20 protein-coding genes are annotated in these 18,048 nt (G+C 59.2%); 19 read left to right on the top strand and 1 reads right to left on the bottom strand.

Translation table 11 applies throughout. From position 1 onward, the window contains the following. Positions 1 to 150: 150 nt before the first annotated feature. Positions 151 to 969 carry a type III secretion system regulator SuhB gene (suhB, locus tag A8O26_RS16370; protein ID WP_034156254.1) on the bottom strand — a complete coding sequence of 273 codons (819 nt, stop codon included), beginning with the start codon at positions 967 to 969 and terminating at the stop codon, positions 151 to 153. A 145-nt stretch (positions 970 to 1,114) separates the two neighbouring features. On the opposite strand from suhB, the gene trmJ reads away from it, so the two are divergent. The 19 genes from trmJ to der all read left to right on the top strand — a co-directional run bounded on the left by trmJ (position 1,115) and on the right by der (position 17,981). Further along, entirely contained in the window at positions 1,115 to 1,885 is a 771-nt protein-coding gene (gene trmJ, locus A8O26_RS16375) for a tRNA (cytosine(32)/uridine(32)-2'-O)-methyltransferase TrmJ (protein ID WP_008084663.1), read from the top strand. Positions 1,886 to 1,888: 3 nt separating this feature from the next. Then, positions 1,889 to 2,665 (top strand): serine O-acetyltransferase, encoded by a 777-nt coding sequence (gene cysE, locus A8O26_RS16380; RefSeq protein ID WP_064119160.1) that lies wholly within the window; start codon positions 1,889 to 1,891, stop codon positions 2,663 to 2,665. A 235-nt stretch (positions 2,666 to 2,900) separates the two neighbouring features. Next, complete coding sequence (iscR, locus tag A8O26_RS16385) at positions 2,901 to 3,392, top strand: Fe-S cluster assembly transcriptional regulator IscR (RefSeq protein ID WP_003227911.1); 492 nt, start codon at positions 2,901 to 2,903, stop codon at positions 3,390 to 3,392. Positions 3,393 to 3,439: 47 nt separating this feature from the next. Beyond that, positions 3,440 to 4,654, top strand: a complete 1,215-nt coding sequence (locus A8O26_RS16390) for an IscS subfamily cysteine desulfurase (RefSeq protein ID WP_064118924.1) — start codon at positions 3,440 to 3,442, stop codon at positions 4,652 to 4,654. Between the two features lie 101 nt (positions 4,655 to 4,755). Further along, on the top strand, positions 4,756 to 5,142 hold the full coding sequence (iscU, locus tag A8O26_RS16395; RefSeq protein ID WP_007916892.1) for a Fe-S cluster assembly scaffold IscU: 387 nt from the start codon (positions 4,756 to 4,758) through the stop codon (positions 5,140 to 5,142). 34 nt (positions 5,143 to 5,176) lie between these two features. Further along, positions 5,177 to 5,500 (top strand): iron-sulfur cluster assembly protein IscA, encoded by a 324-nt coding sequence (gene iscA / locus A8O26_RS16400; protein ID WP_003227904.1) that lies wholly within the window; start codon positions 5,177 to 5,179, stop codon positions 5,498 to 5,500. Positions 5,501 to 5,508: 8 nt separating this feature from the next. Next, positions 5,509 to 6,030, top strand: a complete 522-nt coding sequence (hscB, locus tag A8O26_RS16405; RefSeq protein ID WP_008084660.1) for a co-chaperone HscB — start codon at positions 5,509 to 5,511, stop codon at positions 6,028 to 6,030. Positions 6,031 to 6,081: 51 nt separating this feature from the next. After that, the gene (gene hscA / locus A8O26_RS16410) at positions 6,082 to 7,947 is read left to right on the top strand and encodes a Fe-S protein assembly chaperone HscA (RefSeq protein ID WP_064118925.1); all 1,866 of its coding nucleotides are present in this window, start codon (positions 6,082 to 6,084) and stop codon (positions 7,945 to 7,947) included. Continuing rightward, positions 7,947 to 8,288 (top strand): ISC system 2Fe-2S type ferredoxin, encoded by a 342-nt coding sequence (gene fdx, locus A8O26_RS16415; protein WP_064118926.1) that lies wholly within the window; start codon positions 7,947 to 7,949, stop codon positions 8,286 to 8,288. The genes hscA and fdx overlap by 1 nt, the downstream gene beginning before the upstream one ends. Before the next feature lie 14 nt (positions 8,289 to 8,302). Beyond that, positions 8,303 to 8,503, top strand: a complete 201-nt coding sequence (gene iscX, locus A8O26_RS16420; protein WP_064118927.1) for a Fe-S cluster assembly protein IscX — start codon at positions 8,303 to 8,305, stop codon at positions 8,501 to 8,503. Positions 8,504 to 8,591: 88 nt separating this feature from the next. After that, positions 8,592 to 9,017: a nucleoside-diphosphate kinase gene (ndk, locus tag A8O26_RS16425; protein ID WP_007916882.1), complete on the top strand. Its 426-nt coding sequence runs from the start codon at positions 8,592 to 8,594 to the stop codon at positions 9,015 to 9,017. 28 nt (positions 9,018 to 9,045) lie between these two features. Further along, positions 9,046 to 10,194 carry a 23S rRNA (adenine(2503)-C(2))-methyltransferase RlmN gene (gene rlmN, locus A8O26_RS16430; protein WP_064118928.1) on the top strand — a complete coding sequence of 383 codons (1,149 nt, stop codon included), beginning with the start codon at positions 9,046 to 9,048 and terminating at the stop codon, positions 10,192 to 10,194. Positions 10,195 to 10,206: 12 nt separating this feature from the next. Further along, on the top strand, positions 10,207 to 10,965 hold the full coding sequence (gene pilW / locus A8O26_RS16435; RefSeq protein ID WP_016984372.1) for a type IV pilus biogenesis/stability protein PilW: 759 nt from the start codon (positions 10,207 to 10,209) through the stop codon (positions 10,963 to 10,965). Further along, positions 10,965 to 12,008, top strand: coding sequence for a RodZ domain-containing protein (locus tag A8O26_RS16440; protein WP_064118929.1), 1,044 nt, complete (start codon positions 10,965 to 10,967; stop codon positions 12,006 to 12,008). The genes pilW and A8O26_RS16440 overlap by 1 nt, the downstream gene beginning before the upstream one ends. 3 nt (positions 12,009 to 12,011) lie before the next feature. Further along, the gene (gene ispG / locus A8O26_RS16445; RefSeq protein ID WP_064118930.1) at positions 12,012 to 13,121 is read left to right on the top strand and encodes a flavodoxin-dependent (E)-4-hydroxy-3-methylbut-2-enyl-diphosphate synthase; all 1,110 of its coding nucleotides are present in this window, start codon (positions 12,012 to 12,014) and stop codon (positions 13,119 to 13,121) included. 36 nt (positions 13,122 to 13,157) lie between these two features. After that, on the top strand, positions 13,158 to 14,447 hold the full coding sequence (hisS, locus tag A8O26_RS16450) for a histidine--tRNA ligase (protein WP_064118931.1): 1,290 nt from the start codon (positions 13,158 to 13,160) through the stop codon (positions 14,445 to 14,447). Between the two features lie 41 nt (positions 14,448 to 14,488). Continuing rightward, positions 14,489 to 15,130: a YfgM family protein gene (locus A8O26_RS16455; protein ID WP_007916865.1), complete on the top strand. Its 642-nt coding sequence runs from the start codon at positions 14,489 to 14,491 to the stop codon at positions 15,128 to 15,130. After that, the gene (gene bamB / locus A8O26_RS16460; RefSeq protein ID WP_038362973.1) at positions 15,123 to 16,274 is read left to right on the top strand and encodes an outer membrane protein assembly factor BamB; all 1,152 of its coding nucleotides are present in this window, start codon (positions 15,123 to 15,125) and stop codon (positions 16,272 to 16,274) included. The genes A8O26_RS16455 and bamB overlap by 8 nt, the downstream gene beginning before the upstream one ends. 237 nt (positions 16,275 to 16,511) lie before the next feature. Further along, on the top strand, positions 16,512 to 17,981 hold the full coding sequence (gene der, locus A8O26_RS16465; protein WP_064118932.1) for a ribosome biogenesis GTPase Der: 1,470 nt from the start codon (positions 16,512 to 16,514) through the stop codon (positions 17,979 to 17,981). The last annotated feature ends 67 nt before the right edge of the window (positions 17,982 to 18,048 follow it).

Below are 18,048 nucleotides of genomic sequence, written 5' to 3' on the forward strand. Positions count from 1 at the left end.
TTGCTCGCGAATGCGGTCTGGCATTCAACATCTATGCAGCCTGATCCACCGCTTTCGCGAGCAAGCTCGCTCCCACAAGGATTTGTGTTGGTCTGAATGCAAGCATAAAAAAAGCACCCCGAAGGGTGCTTTTTTCGTTTCGCGTGAAGCTTAGCGCTTCAGCGAAGCCGGCAGGTGCGGCTGGATCGCCGTCAGTACTGCCTTGAAGCACTTGGTGTTGCCGGCAACGATGTGGCCTTTTTCAAGGAAGTCGTGACCGCCGGTGAAGTCGCTCACCAGGCCGCCGGCTTCTTGAATCAGCAGGGCGCCTGCAGCCATGTCCCACTCGGACAGGCCCGACTCCCAGAATGCATCGAAACGACCGGCAGCAACATAAGCCAGGTCCAGGCTGGCGGAACCGGCGCGGCGGATGCCGGCAGTCTGGCCAACCAGGGCGCGGAACATGCCCAGGTAGTTTTCCAGGTTGTCCATCTGGTCGTCACGGAACGGGAAGCCGGTACCCAGCAGGGCGCCGTCGAGGCTGGTACGACCGCTGACGCGCAGACGACGACCGTTCAGTTGAGCGCCGCGACCACGGCTGGCGGTGAATTCTTCCTGACGAACCGGATCCAGAACAACAGCGTGTTCCAGGCGACCGCGGTATTTGCAGGCGATGCTGACAGCGAAGTGAGGAATGCCGCGCAGGAAGTTGGTGGTGCCGTCCAGTGGATCGATGATCCACAGGTACTCTTCGCCTTCGATGCCGGTACCGGCGTGCAGGCCGGTCTCTTCACCGCGGATCGAGTGGTTCGGGTAAGCCTTGCGCAGCGCGTCGATGATTTTCTGTTCAGCGGCGCGATCGACCTCGGATACATAATCCTTGGCGTCTTTTTCGTCGACCTTGATGGTATCCAGGCGCTCGATGGAGCGGAAGATCAGTTCACTGGCGCTGCGGGCGGCGCGCAGCGCGATATTCAGCATGGGCTGCATGGATGTGTCACCTAAGGTTGTTAAAGAAAGCCGCGCATTCTATCAGAACTTTTCTTCAGGTGAAGGACGCTGTTCGCTTTCATAGCTTAACGGTAGGCTGTTCTGTAAGATTTGCCCCCCTTTCCTGTGTCCGAGAGCGCCTCCCTTGCTGCAGAACATTCGTGTCGTCCTGGTCAATACCAGCCACCCCGGCAATATCGGCGGGGCCGCGCGCGCCATGAAAAACATGGGTCTGTCGCGATTGGTGCTGGTCGAACCGCGCCTGTTTCCGCACCACGAGGCCGATGCTCGCGCCTCCGGTGCCGGTGACATCCTTGAAAACGCGCAAGTCGTCGCCACTCTGGAAGACGCCTTGGTCGGCTGCAATCTGGTGCTTGGCACCAGCGCCCGTGATCGCCGAATCCCCTGGCCGCTGCTGGATCCGCGTGAATGCGGCACCAAAGTGGTCGAGGAGGCCGGGCAGGGCGCTGAAATCGCCCTGGTGTTTGGTCGTGAAGATTCCGGCCTGACCAATGACGAGCTGCAGCGATGTCACTTTCACGTGCACATCCCCTCCGACCCTGAGTTCAGCTCGCTGAACCTTGGTGCGGCGGTGCAGGTGTTGAGCTATGAAGTGCGCATGGCCTGGCTGGCCGCGCAAGGTCAGCCGAGCAAAATCGAGAAAGAAGAAGTGGCTTCGGTGAAAAGTGCCGAGCTGGCGACCATGGATGAGCTGGAGCGATTCTATGAGCACCTGGAGCAGACGCTGGTCGCCATCGAATTCCTCGATCCGGAAAAACCCCGGCACTTGATGGCGCGCCTGCGTCGGTTGTACGGACGCAGCTCGGTCAGCCGGGCGGAAATGAATATTTTGCGAGGCATCCTCACGGAAACCCAAAAAGCGGCCCGTGGTGAGCTTCTTAAGCGGAAGGACTAAATGATGTTTGAGCGTTTGCGTGAAGATATCCAGAGCGTTTTTCATCGAGACCCGGCGGCGCGTAACGCTTTTGAAGTCCTGACCTGCTACCCCGGCATGCATGCGATCTGGATTCACCGATTGGCTGGCATGCTGTGGCGTAACGAACTGAAATGGCTGGCGCGGCTGGTGTCGAACTTCGGTCGCTGGTTGACCGGAATCGAGATTCACCCCGGCGCAAAAGTCGGTCGACGCTTCTTTATTGACCATGGCATGGGCATTGTCATTGGTGAAACCGCCGAGATTGGCGATGACGTGACCATCTATCAGGGCGTGACCCTCGGCGGCACCAGCTGGAATAAAGGCAAGCGTCACCCGACGCTGGGCGATGGTGTTGTCGTGGGTGCTGGCGCCAAGGTGCTTGGCCCGTTTACGGTCGGTGCCGGTGCCAAGGTTGGTTCCAATGCCGTGGTGACCAAAGAAGTGCCACCGGGTGCCACTGTGGTGGGGATCCCGGGGCGCATCATTGTCAAATCCGACGAAGAGCAGGACGCCAAGCGCAAGGCCATGGCCGAGAAGATCGGTTTTGATGCGTACGGCGTCAGCGAAGACATGCCCGACCCGGTGGCGCGCGCCATCGGTCAGTTGCTTGATCACCTGCAAGCGGTGGATGGGCGGCTGGAAGGAATGTGTGGCGCGCTGAAGGATCTGGGCAGCAATTATTGTGCGAAAGAACTGCCTGAGCTGCGTGAAGAAGACTTCGCCTGCGTCAAAGGCAAAGACGAGTCGAAAGCTAGCTAAACCGCAGCGCTGCTTTCGCGAGCAGTCTCGCTCCCACAGAGGATTGCATTCCAATGTGTGCGAGCCTGCTCGCGAAGAACGATAACGCGGTACTGCTGGCTGTACGCCGCCAGCCTTTGCTATGATGCGCGCGCACTTTTGCGGGTAATCCTGACTAAAGTACTAGGTCTTAAAGTTGACTTAAATACTCGGGAATTGCATACTCGCCCCATTCTGAACTCCGTGGTAACTGTCCATGCGACTGACTACAAAAGGCCGATACGCCGTGACCGCCATGCTTGACCTGGCATTGCACGCGCAGCACGGGCCCGTGTCCCTGGCCGATATCTCCGAGCGCCAAGGCATCTCCCTGTCCTACCTCGAACAGCTGTTCGCCAAGCTGCGCCGCAGCAACCTGGTTTCCAGTGTTCGCGGTCCGGGTGGTGGCTACCAGTTGTCCCGCGACATGCAGGGCATCCAGGTCGCCCAGGTGATCGATGCGGTAAACGAATCGGTTGATGCCACCAAATGCCAGGGCCAAGGCGATTGCCATTCCGGCGACACCTGTCTGACCCACCATCTGTGGTGCGATTTGAGCCTGCAGATTCACGAATTTCTAAGTGGTATCAGCTTGGCTGATCTTGTGACTCGCCGTGAGGTGCAAGAAGTAGCCCAGCGTCAGGACCAGCGTCGTTGCAACAGCAAGGCGCCACGCCTGGACAAGATTGAAGCGTCCGCCGTCGAATGACAGCCAAAGAGCTAGCGGCACGCCAGCCCTGATTTAGGAGATAGTCCATGAAATTGCCGATTTACCTTGATTACTCTGCGACCACCCCGGTTGATCCGCGTGTTGCGCAAAAAATGAGTGAATGCCTGCTGGTCGACGGAAACTTCGGTAACCCGGCGTCCCGTTCCCACGTGTTCGGCTGGAAGGCTGAAGAGTCCGTCGAAAACGCTCGTCGTCAGGTGGCCGATCTGGTCAACGCCGATCCGCGCGAAATCGTCTGGACCTCGGGCGCTACCGAATCCGACAACCTGGCAATCAAGGGTGCGGCGCATTTCTACGGCTCCAAGGGCAAGCACCTGATCACCTCCAAGATCGAGCACAAGGCTGTCCTCGACACCATGCGCCAACTGGAGCGTGAAGGTTTTGAGGTCACCTACCTTGAGCCGACCGAAGACGGTCTGATTACTCCGGCGATGATTGAAGCTGCACTGCGCGAAGACACCATCCTGGTCTCCGTGATGCACGTGAACAACGAAATCGGCACCGTCAACGACATCGCTGCGATCGGCGAAATGCTCCGCGCCAAGGGCATTCTGTTCCACGTCGACGCCGCTCAGTCCACTGGCAAGGTCGACATCGACCTACAGAAACTGAAAGTCGACATGATGTCGTTCTCCGCTCACAAAACCTACGGCCCTAAAGGCATCGGCGCGCTGTACGTCAGCCGCAAGCCGCGTGTGCGCATCGAAGCGACCATGCACGGCGGCGGTCATGAGCGCGGCATGCGTTCCGGCACCCTGGCGACCCACCAGATCGTCGGCATGGGCGAAGCGTTTCGTGTAGCCAAAGAAGACATGGCGGCCGAAAACGTCCGCATCAAAGCGTTGAGCGACCGCTTCTACAAGCAGGTCGAGCATCTGGAAGAGCTGTACGTCAACGGCAGCCTGACCGCCCGCGTTCCGCACAACCTGAACCTGAGCTTCAACTACGTTGAAGGCGAGTCGCTGATCATGGCACTCAAGGATCTGGCGGTATCGTCCGGTTCGGCGTGCACCTCGGCGTCGCTGGAGCCTTCGTACGTACTGCGCGCCCTGGGCCGCAACGACGAACTGGCACACAGCTCGATCCGCTTCACCTTCGGCCGTTTCACCACCGAAGAAGAAATCGACTACGCCGCGCAGAAAGTCTGCGAGGCCGTTACCAAGCTGCGCGCTCTGTCGCCGCTGTGGGACATGTACAAAGACGGCGTCGATATCTCGAAAATCGAGTGGGCGGCACACTAAATATAGAAGCCGCCGGATACAGATCCTGTAGCGACGCGGCGGTTTACGCAGCGCAGTTGCAGGGTCTCAAGAGCGGCCCTGATGAGTGAGGATTGAGAATCATGGCTTACAGCGAAAAGGTCATCGACCACTACGAAAACCCGCGCAACGTCGGCAAGATGAACGCGGAAGATCCTGATGTCGGCACCGGCATGGTCGGCGCTCCGGCATGCGGCGACGTGATGCGTCTGCAAATCAAGGTCAACGACGCTGGCATCATCGAAGATGCCAAGTTCAAGACCTACGGCTGCGGTTCGGCTATCGCTTCCAGCTCCCTCGCCACCGAGTGGATGAAGGGCAAGACCCTGGACGAAGCAGAAACCATCAAGAACACTCAGCTGGCCGAAGAACTGGCCCTGCCGCCAGTGAAGATTCACTGCTCGGTACTGGCTGAAGACGCTATCAAAGCGGCTGTTCGCGATTACAAGCAGAAGAAAGGCTTGATCTGACTTTCTGGATTTGGCGACGAGTAAGGAGTCACCGATGGCTATCAGCATGACAGAAGCGGCTGCTCGACACGTGCGGCGCTCCCTCGACGGGCGCGGCAAAGGTGAAGGGATTCGTCTGGGTGTTCGCACCACAGGCTGTTCCGGCCTTGCCTACGTGCTGGAGTTTGTCGACGAGGTGGTTGCAGAGGATCAGGTGTTCGAAAGTCACGGCGAAAAAGTGATCATCGACCCGAAAAGCCTCGCCTACCTGGACGGCACCGAGCTCGATTTCGTCAAGGAAGGGTTGAACGAAGGCTTCAAGTTCAACAACCCCAACGTACGCGGTGAATGTGGCTGCGGCGAAAGCTTCAACATCTGAGGCTTGTCGTGGGTATTCCTTGTCATTTCGCTTTATTCGAGCTGCAACCGAGTTTCCGTCTGGATCTCGAGCAGTTGGCCACGCGCTATCGTGAGTTGGCGCGCGGCGTTCATCCTGACCGCTTTGCCGACGCTTCCGAGCGTGAGCAGCGGTCGGCGCTCGAGCAGTCTGCGCGGCTCAACGATGCCTATCAGACGCTCAAGAGTCCGGCCCAGCGCGCACGCTACCTGCTGACCATCAGCGGGCATGAAGTGCCGATGGAAGTCACTGTCCATGATCCCGAGTTTCTTCTGCAGCAGATGCAATGGCGCGAAGAGCTCGAAGACCTTCAGGACAGTGCTGATCTCGACGGTGTCGCGGTGTTCAAGCGGCGCTTGAAAGTGGCTCAGGAAGAACTCAACGAAAGCTTCGCAGCCTGTTGGGATGATGCGGCGCAACGCGAACAGGCCGAACGCCTGATGCGGCGCATGCAGTTCCTCGACAAGCTCACCTACGAAGTGCGCCAGTTAGAAGAGCGCCTCGACGATTAACCCAGTGCCGCTCCGGTCGCACGCCTGATATACAGATAAGTCCTGATCACGATGGCCCTACTGCAGATCGCCGAACCCGGCCAAAGTCCTCAACCGCACCAGCGTCGTCTGGCTGTGGGGATCGACTTGGGCACTACCAATTCGCTGGTCGCTGCGTTGCGCAGTGGTCTTTCCGAGCCGCTGGCCGACGCCAACGGGCAGGTCATCCTGCCGTCCGCCGTGCGTTATCACGCCGATCGCGTTGAAGTCGGCGAGTCGGCCAAACTGGCTGCCGCCTCCGATCCTTTGAACACCGTGCTGTCGGTCAAGCGCTTGATGGGTCGTGGTCTGTCCGACGTCAAGCAATTGGGCGAGCAACTGCCATACCGCTTTGTCGGTGGCGAATCGCACATGCCGTTCATCGACACCGTGCAGGGCCCGAAAAGTCCGGTCGAAGTCTCCGCCGATATCCTCAAGGTCCTGCGTCAGCGCGCTGAAGCGACTTTGGGTGGCGAACTGGTTGGCGCGGTGATTACCGTTCCGGCGTACTTCGACGATGCTCAGCGTCAAGCGACTAAAGATGCGGCGAAACTCGCTGGTCTGAATGTGCTGCGTCTGCTCAATGAGCCGACTGCGGCCGCTGTGGCGTACGGTCTGGATCAACATGCTGAAGGCCTGGTCGCGATTTACGACCTGGGCGGGGGCACCTTCGATATTTCGATTTTGCGTCTGACTGGCGGTGTTTTCGAAGTCCTGGCCACCGGCGGCGACAGCGCGCTGGGCGGCGATGACTTCGATCACGCGATTGCCGGCTGGATCATCGAGAGCGCGGGTCTGTCCGCCGATCTCGATCCGGGCGCACAACGCAATCTGCTGCAAACCGCGTGCGCGGCCAAAGAGGCCCTGACCGATGCGGCCAGCGTTGAAGTGGCCTATGGCGACTGGAAAGCGCCGCTGACCCGTGAAGCCTTCGATGCGCTGATCGAACCAATGGTCGCGCGCAGTCTGAAAGCCTGCCGCCGTGCCGTTCGCGATTCCGGCATTGAGCTGGAAGACGTGCACGCCGTGGTCATGGTTGGCGGTTCGACTCGCGTGCCACGTGTTCGCGAAGCCGTTGCCGAAGCCTTCGGTCGTCAGCCTTTGACCGAAATTGACCCGGATCAAGTGGTGGCCATCGGTGCCGCGATCCAGGCCGATACGTTGGCGGGCAACAAGCGCGATGGCGGCGAACTGCTGCTGCTTGATGTGATTCCGCTGTCCCTGGGGCTGGAAACCATGGGTGGCTTGATGGAGAAGGTGATTCCACGCAACACCACCATTCCCGTCGCTCGCGCACAAGACTTCACCACTTATAAAGACGGCCAGTCGGCCATGGCGATCCATGTGCTGCAAGGTGAGCGCGAGCTGATCAGCGACTGCCGCTCGCTGGCGCGCTTCGAATTGCGCGGCATTCCAGCGATGGTCGCCGGTGCAGCGAAGATTCGCGTGACCTTCCAGGTCGATGCCGACGGTCTGCTCAGTGTTTCTGCCCGTGAACTGGGTTCGGGCGTTGAGGCGAGCATTCAGGTCAAACCGTCCTACGGCCTGACCGACGGCGAAATCGCCAAGATGCTGAAAGATTCGTTCCAGCACGCTAATGACGACAAAGTCGCCCGCGTCCTGCGCGAGCAGCAAGTCGACGCCCAGCGCCTGATCGAAGCGGTGCAGGGCGCTCTGGAGGCGGATGGCGAGCGGTTGCTCGACGCCGAAGAGCGCATGGTCATCGACCTGCAGTTGCAGGAACTGGCCGAACTGATGAAAGGTACTGATGGTTACGCCATCGAGCAGCAGACCAAGCGTCTGTCGCAAGTGACCGATGCTTTTGCTGCCCGCCGCATGGATCTGACGGTGAAAGCCGCTCTGTCGGGGCGCAATCTGAATGAAATCGAGGATATCTGATGCCGCAGGTCATTTTTCTGCCCCACGATAAGTTTTGCCCGGACGGCATGGTGGTCGAGGCTGCGCCCGGCACCTCGATTCTCGAACTGGCCCACGAACACCACATCGAGATGGAAAGCGCCTGCGGCGGCGTCTGCGCTTGCACCACCTGCCACTGCATCATCCGCGAGGGTTTTGACTCGATGGAAGAGGCGGACGAGCTGGAAGAAGACTTCCTCGATCGTGCCTGGGGCCTGGAAGCGCAATCGCGCCTAGCCTGTCAGGCCATCGTCGGTGAAGAAGACATCACCGTCGAGATTCCGAAATATTCGCTTAACCATGCGGCTGAAGCGCCGCACTGACTGGTAAGACTGTCATGAGCTACGGTTGGAATGATGTTCAACGCATTGCAGAAGAGTTGGCCGAGGCCAAGCCGGGTGTAGATCCGTTTTCTGTCAATTTCGTCGATCTGCAGCAATGGATCAAAGAGCTGCCTGATTTTGACAATGCCTCTGGTCGAGTTGGCGAGAAGGTGTTGGAAGCGGTTCAGACGCTCTGGGCTGAAGAATTGGACTGATCGTCCTCGCAGGTTAGGCAATACCCAAGAACCCGCGTATAATTCGCGGGTTTAATTTTTCGCAAATTACCGTTTCTGGAGTTACACCATGGCTGTTCAACGCACTTTCTCCATCATCAAGCCTGACGCTGTTGCAAAAAACGTCATCGGCGAAATCACCACTCGTTTCGAAAAAGCCGGCCTGCGCGTTGTAGCTTCGAAACTGAAGCAACTGTCCAAAGCTGAAGCTGAAGGCTTCTACGCTGAGCACAGCGCTCGTGGTTTCTTCGGCGACCTGGTTGCTTTCATGATCTCCGGTCCTGTTGTTGTTCAGGTTCTGGAAGGCGAAAACGCTATCGCTCTGAACCGTGAGCTGATGGGCGCTACCAACCCTAAAGAAGCTGCTGCCGGCACCATCCGTGCTGACTTCGCTGATTCCATCGACGCCAACGCTGTTCACGGTTCGGACTCCGAAGCCGCAGCTGCTCGTGAAATCTCGTACTTCTTCGCAGCTACTGAAGTAACCACTCGCTAAGCATTGGCTTAAGAGTGAAGGTGAATCCATGACTACATCGACTGTAAAAACCAACCTGCTGGGTCTGACTCAACAGGAAATGGAAAAATTCTTCGACTCAATCGGGGAGAAGCGTTTCCGTGCCGGTCAGGTAATGAAATGGGTTCACCACTTTGGCGTCGATGATTTCGACGCCATGACGAACGTCAGCAAGGCCTTGCGCGACAAGCTCAAGGCCATTGCTGAAGTCCGTGGTCCGGAAGTGGTCAGCGAGGACATCTCCAGCGACGGCACCCGTAAATGGGTGGTGCGCGTGGCGTCCGGCAGCTGCGTCGAGACCGTGTACATTCCCCAGGGCAAACGCGGCACTCTGTGCGTTTCGTCCCAGGCAGGCTGTGCCCTGGATTGCAGTTTCTGCTCCACCGGCAAGCAAGGCTTCAATAGCAACCTCACCGCCGCCGAAGTCATCGGTCAGGTGTGGATTGCCAACAAATCTTTCGGCAGTGTCCCGGCAACCGTCGACCGTGCCATCACCAACGTGGTGATGATGGGCATGGGTGAGCCACTGCTGAACTTCGACAACGTCGTCGCCGCCATGCATCTGATGATGGATGACCTCGGCTACGGGATCTCCAAGCGCCGCGTGACCCTGTCCACCTCGGGTGTGGTGCCGATGATCGATGAGCTGGCCAAGCACATCGACGTCTCCCTGGCGTTGTCCCTGCACGCACCGAATGACGCATTGCGTAACCAATTGGTGCCGATCAACAAGAAGTATCCGCTTAAGATGCTGCTCGAGTCGTGCCAGCGCTACATGTCGTCCCTGGGCGAGAAACGTGTGCTGACCATCGAGTACACCTTGCTCAAGGACATCAACGACAAGGTTGAACACGCCGTCGAGATGATCGAGCTGCTGAAGAACATTCCGTGCAAGATCAACCTGATTCCGTTCAACCCGTTCCCGCATTCCGGGTACGAGCGGCCAAGCAACAACGCGATCCGTCGTTTCCAGGATCAGTTGCACCAGGCCGGTTTCAACGTCACTGTCCGCACCACCCGTGGTGAAGACATCGACGCCGCGTGTGGTCAATTGGTAGGGCAGGTGCTGGATCGCACCCGTCGCAGCGAACGTTACATCGCCGTGCGTGAGTTGAACGCCGACAGCGATCTGGCACAGAACGCCGCGAACACTAACTAAGAGAGGATCTCTATGTCCCTGCGCTTTGCGCTGCTGTTGCTGTTGGCCAGCCTGTGTGCTGGTTGTGTCCTGTCGGGTGACTACAACCCGATGAAGACCAGCAAGGGCCGCGATGAAGCGCGGGCTGCCTATGTGCAGTTGGGGCTGGGGTATTTGCAGCAAGGCATGAGCGAACGGGCCAAGGTGCCGCTGAAGAAGGCGCTGGAAATCGACGGCTCCGATCCAGACGCCAACGCTGCCCTCGGGTTGGTGTTTCAGTCCGAAATGGAGCCTGAGCTGGCCGACGAACACTTCCGCAAGGCTTTGTCCTCCCGTCCTGCCGATGCGCGCATCCTCAACAACTACGGCAGTTTTCTCTACGAACAACAGCGTTATAAAGAAGCCTACGAGCGTTTTGAACAGGCCGCCGCCGATACCCTGTATCCTGAGCGTTCGCGTGTGTTCGAAAACCTCGGCATGACGGCGGCGAAGCTCGGTCAGCGTGATCTGGCGCAGCAACAGCTGGAAAAGGCACTGCGTTTGAATCGTCAACAACCGCGCGCATTGCTGGAAATGGCTGAGTTGTCCTTCGAAGACAGGCATTATGTGCCCGCACGTGACTATTACGACCGTTTCAGCCTGCTGACCGAACAAAATGCACGTAGTCTATTGCTCGGCGTTCGGCTGGCAAAAGTGTTTGAAGATCGCGACAAGGCCGCCAGTTATGGCCTGCAATTAAAACGACTCTATCCCGGTACGCCGGAATATCAGCAATACCTGTCGGAGCAATGATGAAAGCGGCGCATCCCGAAGTTGTAGCAGCGAATCGCGTTAACCCCGGTGAGACCCTGCGCCAGGCCCGCGAAAGCAATGGCTGGTCGCTGGCCGAAGTGGCCCTCAAGCTCAACCTCACCGTGACTTCCCTGAGCAATCTTGAAGCCGGCGCTTTCGACAAGCTGCCGGGGCATACCTTCGCTCGCGGTTACATTCGCGCGTACGCCAAATTGCTCGGCATGGACCAGACCGTTCTGGTCCAGCAATTCGACCAGTCCACCGGCACCGATTCCCAGGGCAGCAACGTCCACGCCCTGGGCCGAATCGAAGAGCCTGTACGGGTTTCCCACACCATTTTGCGTATTGTCAGCCTGCTGTTGCTGATCGCGGTCATCGGCGGTGGTTTCGTCTGGTGGCAGGATCAGACGTCGCTGCGTACCAAGGACCTGACTTCGCTGGCGCCAGAGCACGTTGAAGTCGAAGGTGCTGACGGCACCACCCAGATTCACCCGATCGATGAGCCGGAAGACCAGGCTGTCGAGGAGAATCAGGCCGACAGTTCGACGACGCTGGCACTGCCTCAGTCTGAAACCACCGCGGAATCGACCGGTGCCGAAGGCGCTGCGCCAACCACGACTCCAGCCGCTCCGGCTGCTCCCGCTGCGACCCCGACGGCCCCGGCTCATACGCCTGCTCCGGTTGTTGCAAGCCCGGCCACCCCGACGCCAAACGTTCCGGCTACGCCAGCGCAGACCGTTACTGCCCCGGTGGTTCCTGCGACGCCAGCGCCAAGCGCTGAAGTGGCTGCTCCTGCTGCAGGCGACGGCCAGGTACAACTGCAGTTCACCGGCGATTGCTGGGCACAAGTCACCGATGCTCGTGGCAAAGTGATCTTCAGTGGTCTCAAGCATAAAGGCGATAATGTGACCGTCAGTGGCAAGCCGCCGCTCGCCGTGCGCCTGGGCGTTGCCCGCGCCGCACAGGTCAGCTACAACGGCCAATCGGTCGATATCGCTCCGTTCACCAGTGGCGAGACTGCTCGCCTGAAGTTGGGTCAATAAGTCATGCACGGCGAATCTCCAATCAAACGTCGCGTTTCGCGCAAGATCTGGGTCGGCAACGTACCGGTGGGCGGCGATGCGCCGATCGCTGTGCAGAGCATGACCAACAGCGACACCAATGACGTGGCCGCCACTGTTGCGCAGATCAATCGTCTGGAAGCCGCTGGCGTCGACATCGTCCGCGTATCGGTGCCGGACATGGACGCCGCCGAGGCGTTCGGCAAGATCAAACAACTGGTTAAGGTGCCGCTGGTTGCCGACATCCACTTCGACTACAAGATCGCCTTGCGCGTGGCCGAACTGGGTGTGGACTGCCTGCGCATCAACCCGGGCAACATTGGTCGCGAAGACCGCGTGCGTGCCGTGGTTGATGCTGCGCGTGATCGCGGCATTCCGATCCGCATCGGCGTCAACGCCGGTTCCCTGGAAAAAGACCTGCAAAAGAAATACGGCGAGCCGACTCCGGCCGCGCTGGTCGAGTCCGCTCTGCGCCACGTTGAACACCTCGAACGCCTGAATTTCCAGGACTTCAAGGTCAGCGTGAAGGCTTCCGACGTGTTCATGGCCGTCGAAGCCTACCGCTTGCTGGCGAAAGAAATCATTCAGCCGCTGCACCTGGGCATCACCGAAGCCGGTGGATTGCGCTCGGGCACAGTGAAATCCGCCGTGGGCCTAGGTATGCTGCTCGCCGAAGGGATTGGCGATACTATCCGCATCTCGCTGGCGGCCGATCCGGTCGAAGAAGTGAAGGTCGGTTACGACATTCTCAAGTCTTTGCATCTGCGTTCCCGTGGCATCAACTTCATCGCCTGCCCGAGCTGCTCGCGGCAGAACTTCGATGTGGTTAAAACCATGAACGAGCTGGAAGGGCGCCTTGAGGACCTGCTGGTGCCGCTGGATGTCGCGGTGATCGGTTGCGTGGTCAACGGCCCCGGCGAAGCCAAGGAAGCCCATATCGGTTTGACCGGCGGCACGCCAAACCTGATTTACATCGACGGCAAGCCGGCGCAGAAACTGACGAATGACAATCTGGTGGACGAGCTGGAAAGGCTGATCCGCCAGAAAGCGGCCGAAAAGGTCGAAGCTGACGCTGCGGTTATCGCGCGCGGCTGAGCCTGACTGAACGCCGAACGAATTTAAGGATTTAAAGTGAGCAAGTCTCTGCAAGCCATTCGTGGCATGAACGATATCCTGCCCGAACAGACCCCGCTGTGGCGTTATTTCGAGGGCACTGTTGCGCGTCTGCTGGATAACTACGGTTACAAGCAGATCCGCATGCCGATCGTCGAGTTCACCGAGCTGTTCAAGCGCTCGATCGGTGAAGTGACCGATATCGTCGAAAAAGAGATGTACACCTTCGAAGACCGCAACGGCGACTCCCTGACCCTGCGTCCGGAAGGCACCGCGGCGTGCGTGCGAGCTGTGCTCGAGCACGGCATCACCGGCGGTGGCCAGGTACAGAAACTCTGGTACATCGGCCCGATGTTCCGCCACGAACGTCCGCAGAAAGGTCGTTATCGCCAGTTCCACCAGATCGGCCTGGAAGTGTTCAACCTCGACGGTCCGGACATCGACGCCGAGCTGATCGCCATGACCTGGCGCCTGTGGGGCGAGCTGGGCATTCGTGATGCGGTCAAGCTCGAACTCAACAGCCTCGGCACCAGCGAGTCCCGCGGGCGTTATCGTGAAGCGCTGGTCGAGTACCTCTCGGCGCACCACGACAAGCTCGACGAAGACAGCCAGCGTCGCCTGAAAACCAACCCGCTGCGCGTGCTCGACACGAAAAATGCCGACACTCAAGCGGTGCTGGTCGATGCGCCGAAGATGGCCGACTACCTCGACGACGAATCCCGTGCGCACTTTGAGGGCTTGAAGGCTCGTCTGGATGCCGTCGGCATTCCTTACGTGCTCAACCCGAAACTGGTGCGCGGCCTCGATTACTACAGCAAAACCGTCTTCGAATGGGTCACCGACAAGCTCGGCGCCCAGGGCACAGTTTGCGCGGGCGGTCGTTACGATGGTCTGGTCGAGCAAATGGGCGGCAAGCCAACCACCGGCGTCGGCTTCGCCATGGGCATCGAGCGTCTGGTGCTGATGCTCGAAACCCTCGAGCAGATCCCGGAAGAAATCTCCCGTCAGGTTGATGTCTATCTGTGCGCCTTCGGTGAAGAAGCCGAGCTGGCCGGTCTGGCCCTGGCAGAACGTGTTCGTGATCAACTTCCAAACCTGCGCCTGCAAGTCAATGCCGGCGCCGGCAGCTTCAAAAGCCAGTTCAAGAAAGCCGACAAGAGCGGTGCGCTGTACGCACTGATTCTGGGTGACGACGAAATGGCCCAGCAAGTGGTAGGTTTCAAACCCCTGCGTGGCCAGGGCGAACAACAAAGCATTGCCTGGGATGCGCTTGCCGCTCACCTGGCCACCTGCGTCGTGCAGGGTTGAAGCTGTCTAAACAGCCGATTTAGCGATTAAGGAGTATTGGGGTGTCGAGTACCGAAGACGAACAGTTGGCGGATTTGAAGGACTGGTGGACACGCAACGGCAAACCTCTGGTCACTGGCGGCCTGTTGGCGCTGGTCATCGTGTTCGGCTGGCAGGCCTATCACAAATATCAGAGCAACCAGTCGCAAGGCGCCTCGGTGCTCTATCAGCAATTGCTGGAAACCACGCTGACGCCTGACGGCAAGCCTGATGCTGCCCGCGTTGCGGATCTGGCCGGCAAGCTCAACAGCGAATTCGGCGGTTCTGCCTACGCGCAGTACGGCAGCCTGTTCGTGGCCAAAGTAGCGGTCGACAGCGGCAAGCTGGACGACGCCGCTACCGAACTCAAAGCCATCGTCGACAAGCCGGCCAACCCGGCGCTGGGCGAAATCGCCCGTCAGCGTCTGGCGCAGGTACTCGGCGCGCAGAACAAGGCTGAAGATGGCCTGAAACTGCTCGACGGCGATGCCGACAAAGCGTTCCTGGCCACTCGCGAAGAACTCAAGGGCGACCTGCTGGTACAGCTGGGCCGTACCGATGACGCGAACAAGGCGTATCAAAAAGCCAAGGCGGCGCTGTCGGATGAAGCGGCGGTCGGTGGCCTTCAAATCAAGCTCGACGACCTGGCCAAAGGGGATGCGTGACGTGATCCGTTGGAAGCATGCAGCATTGCTGGCTCTGGCCCTTCTGGCCGCGGGTTGCAGCAGCAACAGCAAAAAAGAATTGCCACCGGCCGAACTGACCGACTTCAAAGAAGAAGTGGTTCTGCACAAGCAGTGGAGTCGTTCGATCGGTGACGGTCAGGGCGAAACCTACAACATGCTGGTGCCGGCGATCGACGGTGACACCATCTACGCCGCCGATGTAACCGGCGTGGTGATGGCCATGGATCGCGGCAATGGCGACGTGAAATGGAAGCAGGATCTTGAACTGCCTGTCTCCGGCGCCGTTGGCGTGGGTTACGGTCTGGTGCTGATCGGTACACTGCGTGGCGAAGTCGTCGCTCTGGACACCAGCAATGGTGAAGAGAAGTGGCGTGCTCGTGTAAACAGCGAAGTTCTCGCGCCGCCGGCCAATAACGGCGACGTGGTAGTAGTGCAGACTCAGGACGATCGTCTGATCGGTCTGGATGCCTCCACCGGTACCCAGCGCTGGGTGTATGACAGCACGCCTGCCGTACTGACCCTGCGTGGCACCAGTGCCCCGCTGGTCACCAACCGCCTCGCGGTGGCTGGTCTGTCGACCGGTAAAGTGGTCGCTCTGGACATTTCCAACGGCGTGCCGGTGTGGGAACAACGCATCGCGATTCCACAAGGTCGTTCGGAACTGGAGCGCGTGGTCGACATCGACGGCGGTCTGCTGCTGTCCGGCGGTACGCTGTACGTTGCCAGCTATCAGGGTCGCGTTGCGGCACTGGACCTGGAAAGCGGTCGTCAACTCTGGCAGCGCGATGCGTCGAGCTACGCCGGTATCGCTCAGGGTTTCGGCAGCGTTTACGTGAGCCTGTCCTCGGGCACCGTTGAAGGCGTCGACGAACGTTCCACCACAGCCTTGTGGAGCAACGATTCGCTGGCTCGCCGTCAACTGTCGGCTCCGGAGGTGTTCTCCAGCTATGTTGCAGTGGGTGACCTGGAAGGTTATCTGCACCTGCTGAGTCAGGTTGACGGTCGTTTCGTCGGCCGTGAGCGCATCGACAGCGACGGCCTGCGTGCCCGTCCGCTGGTGGTGGGTGACACGATTTATGTATATGGCAACAGCGGCAAACTGGAAGCCCTGACCATCAAGTAACAACTATGCTTGGGGTTAACACCCCCAGGCAGCTTCACTTGTGAGTATGAATGTGGGAGCGAGCCTGCTCGCGATGGGCGTCAACGATTACGCAGATGGCCTGAATAAACGCGGTGCTTTGGCGTTTTTCGCGAGCAGGCTCGCTCCCACAAAGAACACCCACAGTGTTGCCCCGAGCACCAGCCGCTGCCTCGCAGCGGCTTTTGTATTTTCTGAAATAACGAAGTGGAGAGCCGCATGGTTCCCGTAATCGCCCTGGTGGGCCGACCGAACGTCGGCAAATCCACCTTGTTCAACCGCCTGACCAGGACTCGCGACGCCATCGTCGGCGACTTGTCCGGTCTGACCCGTGATCGCCAGTACGGTGAGGCCAAGTGGCAAGGGCGTTCCTACATTCTGGTCGACACCGGTGGTATCTCCGGTGACGAGCACGGTATGGACGAAAAAATGGCCGAGCAGTCGCTGCTGGCCATTGAAGAAGCAGACGTTGTGCTGTTCCTGGTAGATGCCAAGGCCGGTTTCACCGCCGCCGACCAGATGATCGCCGAACACCTGCGCAAACGTAACAAGCGTTCCTACGTGGTCGCCAACAAGGTCGACAACATCGACCCGGAAATGGCCCGCGCTGAGTTCGCGCCGTTGGGCATGGGCCACGCGATCCCGATCGCCGGTGCTCACGGTCGTGGCATCACCCAGATGCTGGAAATCGCCCTGGGTGATTTCCCCAAAGACGAAGAAGAGCCAGAAGACGGCGAAGAAGAGATCGTCGCCGAAGGCGAGGAAGCCAAGCGCATTCCTGGCCCGAGTGAAAAAGACGGGATCAAGATCGCCATCATCGGCCGTCCGAACGTCGGCAAGTCGACCCTGGTCAACCGCATGCTCGGTGAAGACCGCGTAATCGTCTACGACCAACCCGGCACCACGCGTGACAGTATCTACATTCCGTTCGAACGCAATGAAGAGAAGTACACGCTGATCGACACCGCGGGTGTGCGCAAGCGCGGCAAGATCCACGAAGAAGTCGAAAAATTCTCCGTGGTGAAAACCCTGCAAGCGATCAAAGACGCCAACGTGGTGATCTTCGTGATGGATGCCCGCGAAGGTGTGGTCGATCACGACCTCAACCTGCTGGGCTTTGCCATTGAGTCGGGTCGTGCGCTGGTGATCGCGATCAACAAGTGGGACGGCATGACGCCGAGCGAGCGCGACTATGTGAAGGTCGAGCTGCAGCGTCGTCTGTTCTTCGTTGATTACGCCGACATTCACTTCATCTCGGCCCTGCACGGCACTGGCGTGGGTAACCTCTACGCCTCCGTACAGAACTCGTTCAAGTCGGCGGTCACCCGCTGGCCGACCAACCGTCTGACCCAGATTCTGGAAGACGCCGTTGGCGAGCACGCGCCACCGATGGTCAACAACCGCCGGATCAAGTTGCGTTATGCCCACTTGGGTGGTGCCAACCCGCCGATCATCGTGATCCACGGTAACCAGATCGAGAAAGTGCCGAAGTCGTATGTGCGCTATCTGGAGAACACTTATCGCCGTGTGCTGAAGCTGGTCGGTACGCCGATCCGCATCGAGTTCAAGGGCGGCGAGAACCCGTACGAAGGCAACAAAACCACGCTGACCGACCGCCAGGTCAACAAGAAGCGTCGTTTGATGTCGCACCACAAGAAAGCCGACAAGAAGCGCCGCGACAAGAAGTAAGGTCGCTGGCCGCATGAGAGAAGGGTGCCATCCGGCGCCCTTTTTTTATGGGCGCCGGATGGGCTAT

Source organism: Pseudomonas fluorescens (genome assembly GCF_001648775.1).
Lineage (GTDB): Bacteria > Pseudomonadota > Gammaproteobacteria > Pseudomonadales > Pseudomonadaceae > Aquipseudomonas > Aquipseudomonas fluorescens_M.

Bases quoted from the DNA above. Each gene is read 5' to 3' on its own strand.
- suhB (WP_034156254.1), bottom strand. From the start codon at position 969: ATGCAGCCCATGCTGAATATCGCGCTGCGCGCCGCCCGCAGCGCCAGT.
- cysE (WP_064119160.1), top strand. From the start codon at position 1,889: ATGTTTGAGCGTTTGCGTGAAGATATCCAGAGCGTTTTTCATCGAGAC.
- iscR (WP_003227911.1), top strand. From the start codon at position 2,901: ATGCGACTGACTACAAAAGGCCGATACGCCGTGACCGCCATGCTTGAC.
- A8O26_RS16390 (WP_064118924.1), top strand. From the start codon at position 3,440: ATGAAATTGCCGATTTACCTTGATTACTCTGCGACCACCCCGGTTGAT.
- iscU (WP_007916892.1), top strand. From the start codon at position 4,756: ATGGCTTACAGCGAAAAGGTCATCGACCACTACGAAAACCCGCGCAAC.
- iscA (WP_003227904.1), top strand. From the start codon at position 5,177: ATGGCTATCAGCATGACAGAAGCGGCTGCTCGACACGTGCGGCGCTCC.
- hscA (WP_064118925.1), top strand. From the start codon at position 6,082: ATGGCCCTACTGCAGATCGCCGAACCCGGCCAAAGTCCTCAACCGCAC.
- fdx (WP_064118926.1), top strand. From the start codon at position 7,947: ATGCCGCAGGTCATTTTTCTGCCCCACGATAAGTTTTGCCCGGACGGC.
- iscX (WP_064118927.1), top strand. From the start codon at position 8,303: ATGAGCTACGGTTGGAATGATGTTCAACGCATTGCAGAAGAGTTGGCC.
- ndk (WP_007916882.1), top strand. From the start codon at position 8,592: ATGGCTGTTCAACGCACTTTCTCCATCATCAAGCCTGACGCTGTTGCA.
- rlmN (WP_064118928.1), top strand. From the start codon at position 9,046: ATGACTACATCGACTGTAAAAACCAACCTGCTGGGTCTGACTCAACAG.
- pilW (WP_016984372.1), top strand. From the start codon at position 10,207: ATGTCCCTGCGCTTTGCGCTGCTGTTGCTGTTGGCCAGCCTGTGTGCT.
- A8O26_RS16440 (WP_064118929.1), top strand. From the start codon at position 10,965: ATGAAAGCGGCGCATCCCGAAGTTGTAGCAGCGAATCGCGTTAACCCC.
- ispG (WP_064118930.1), top strand. From the start codon at position 12,012: ATGCACGGCGAATCTCCAATCAAACGTCGCGTTTCGCGCAAGATCTGG.
- bamB (WP_038362973.1), top strand. From the start codon at position 15,123: ATGCGTGACGTGATCCGTTGGAAGCATGCAGCATTGCTGGCTCTGGCC.
- der (WP_064118932.1), top strand. From the start codon at position 16,512: ATGGTTCCCGTAATCGCCCTGGTGGGCCGACCGAACGTCGGCAAATCC.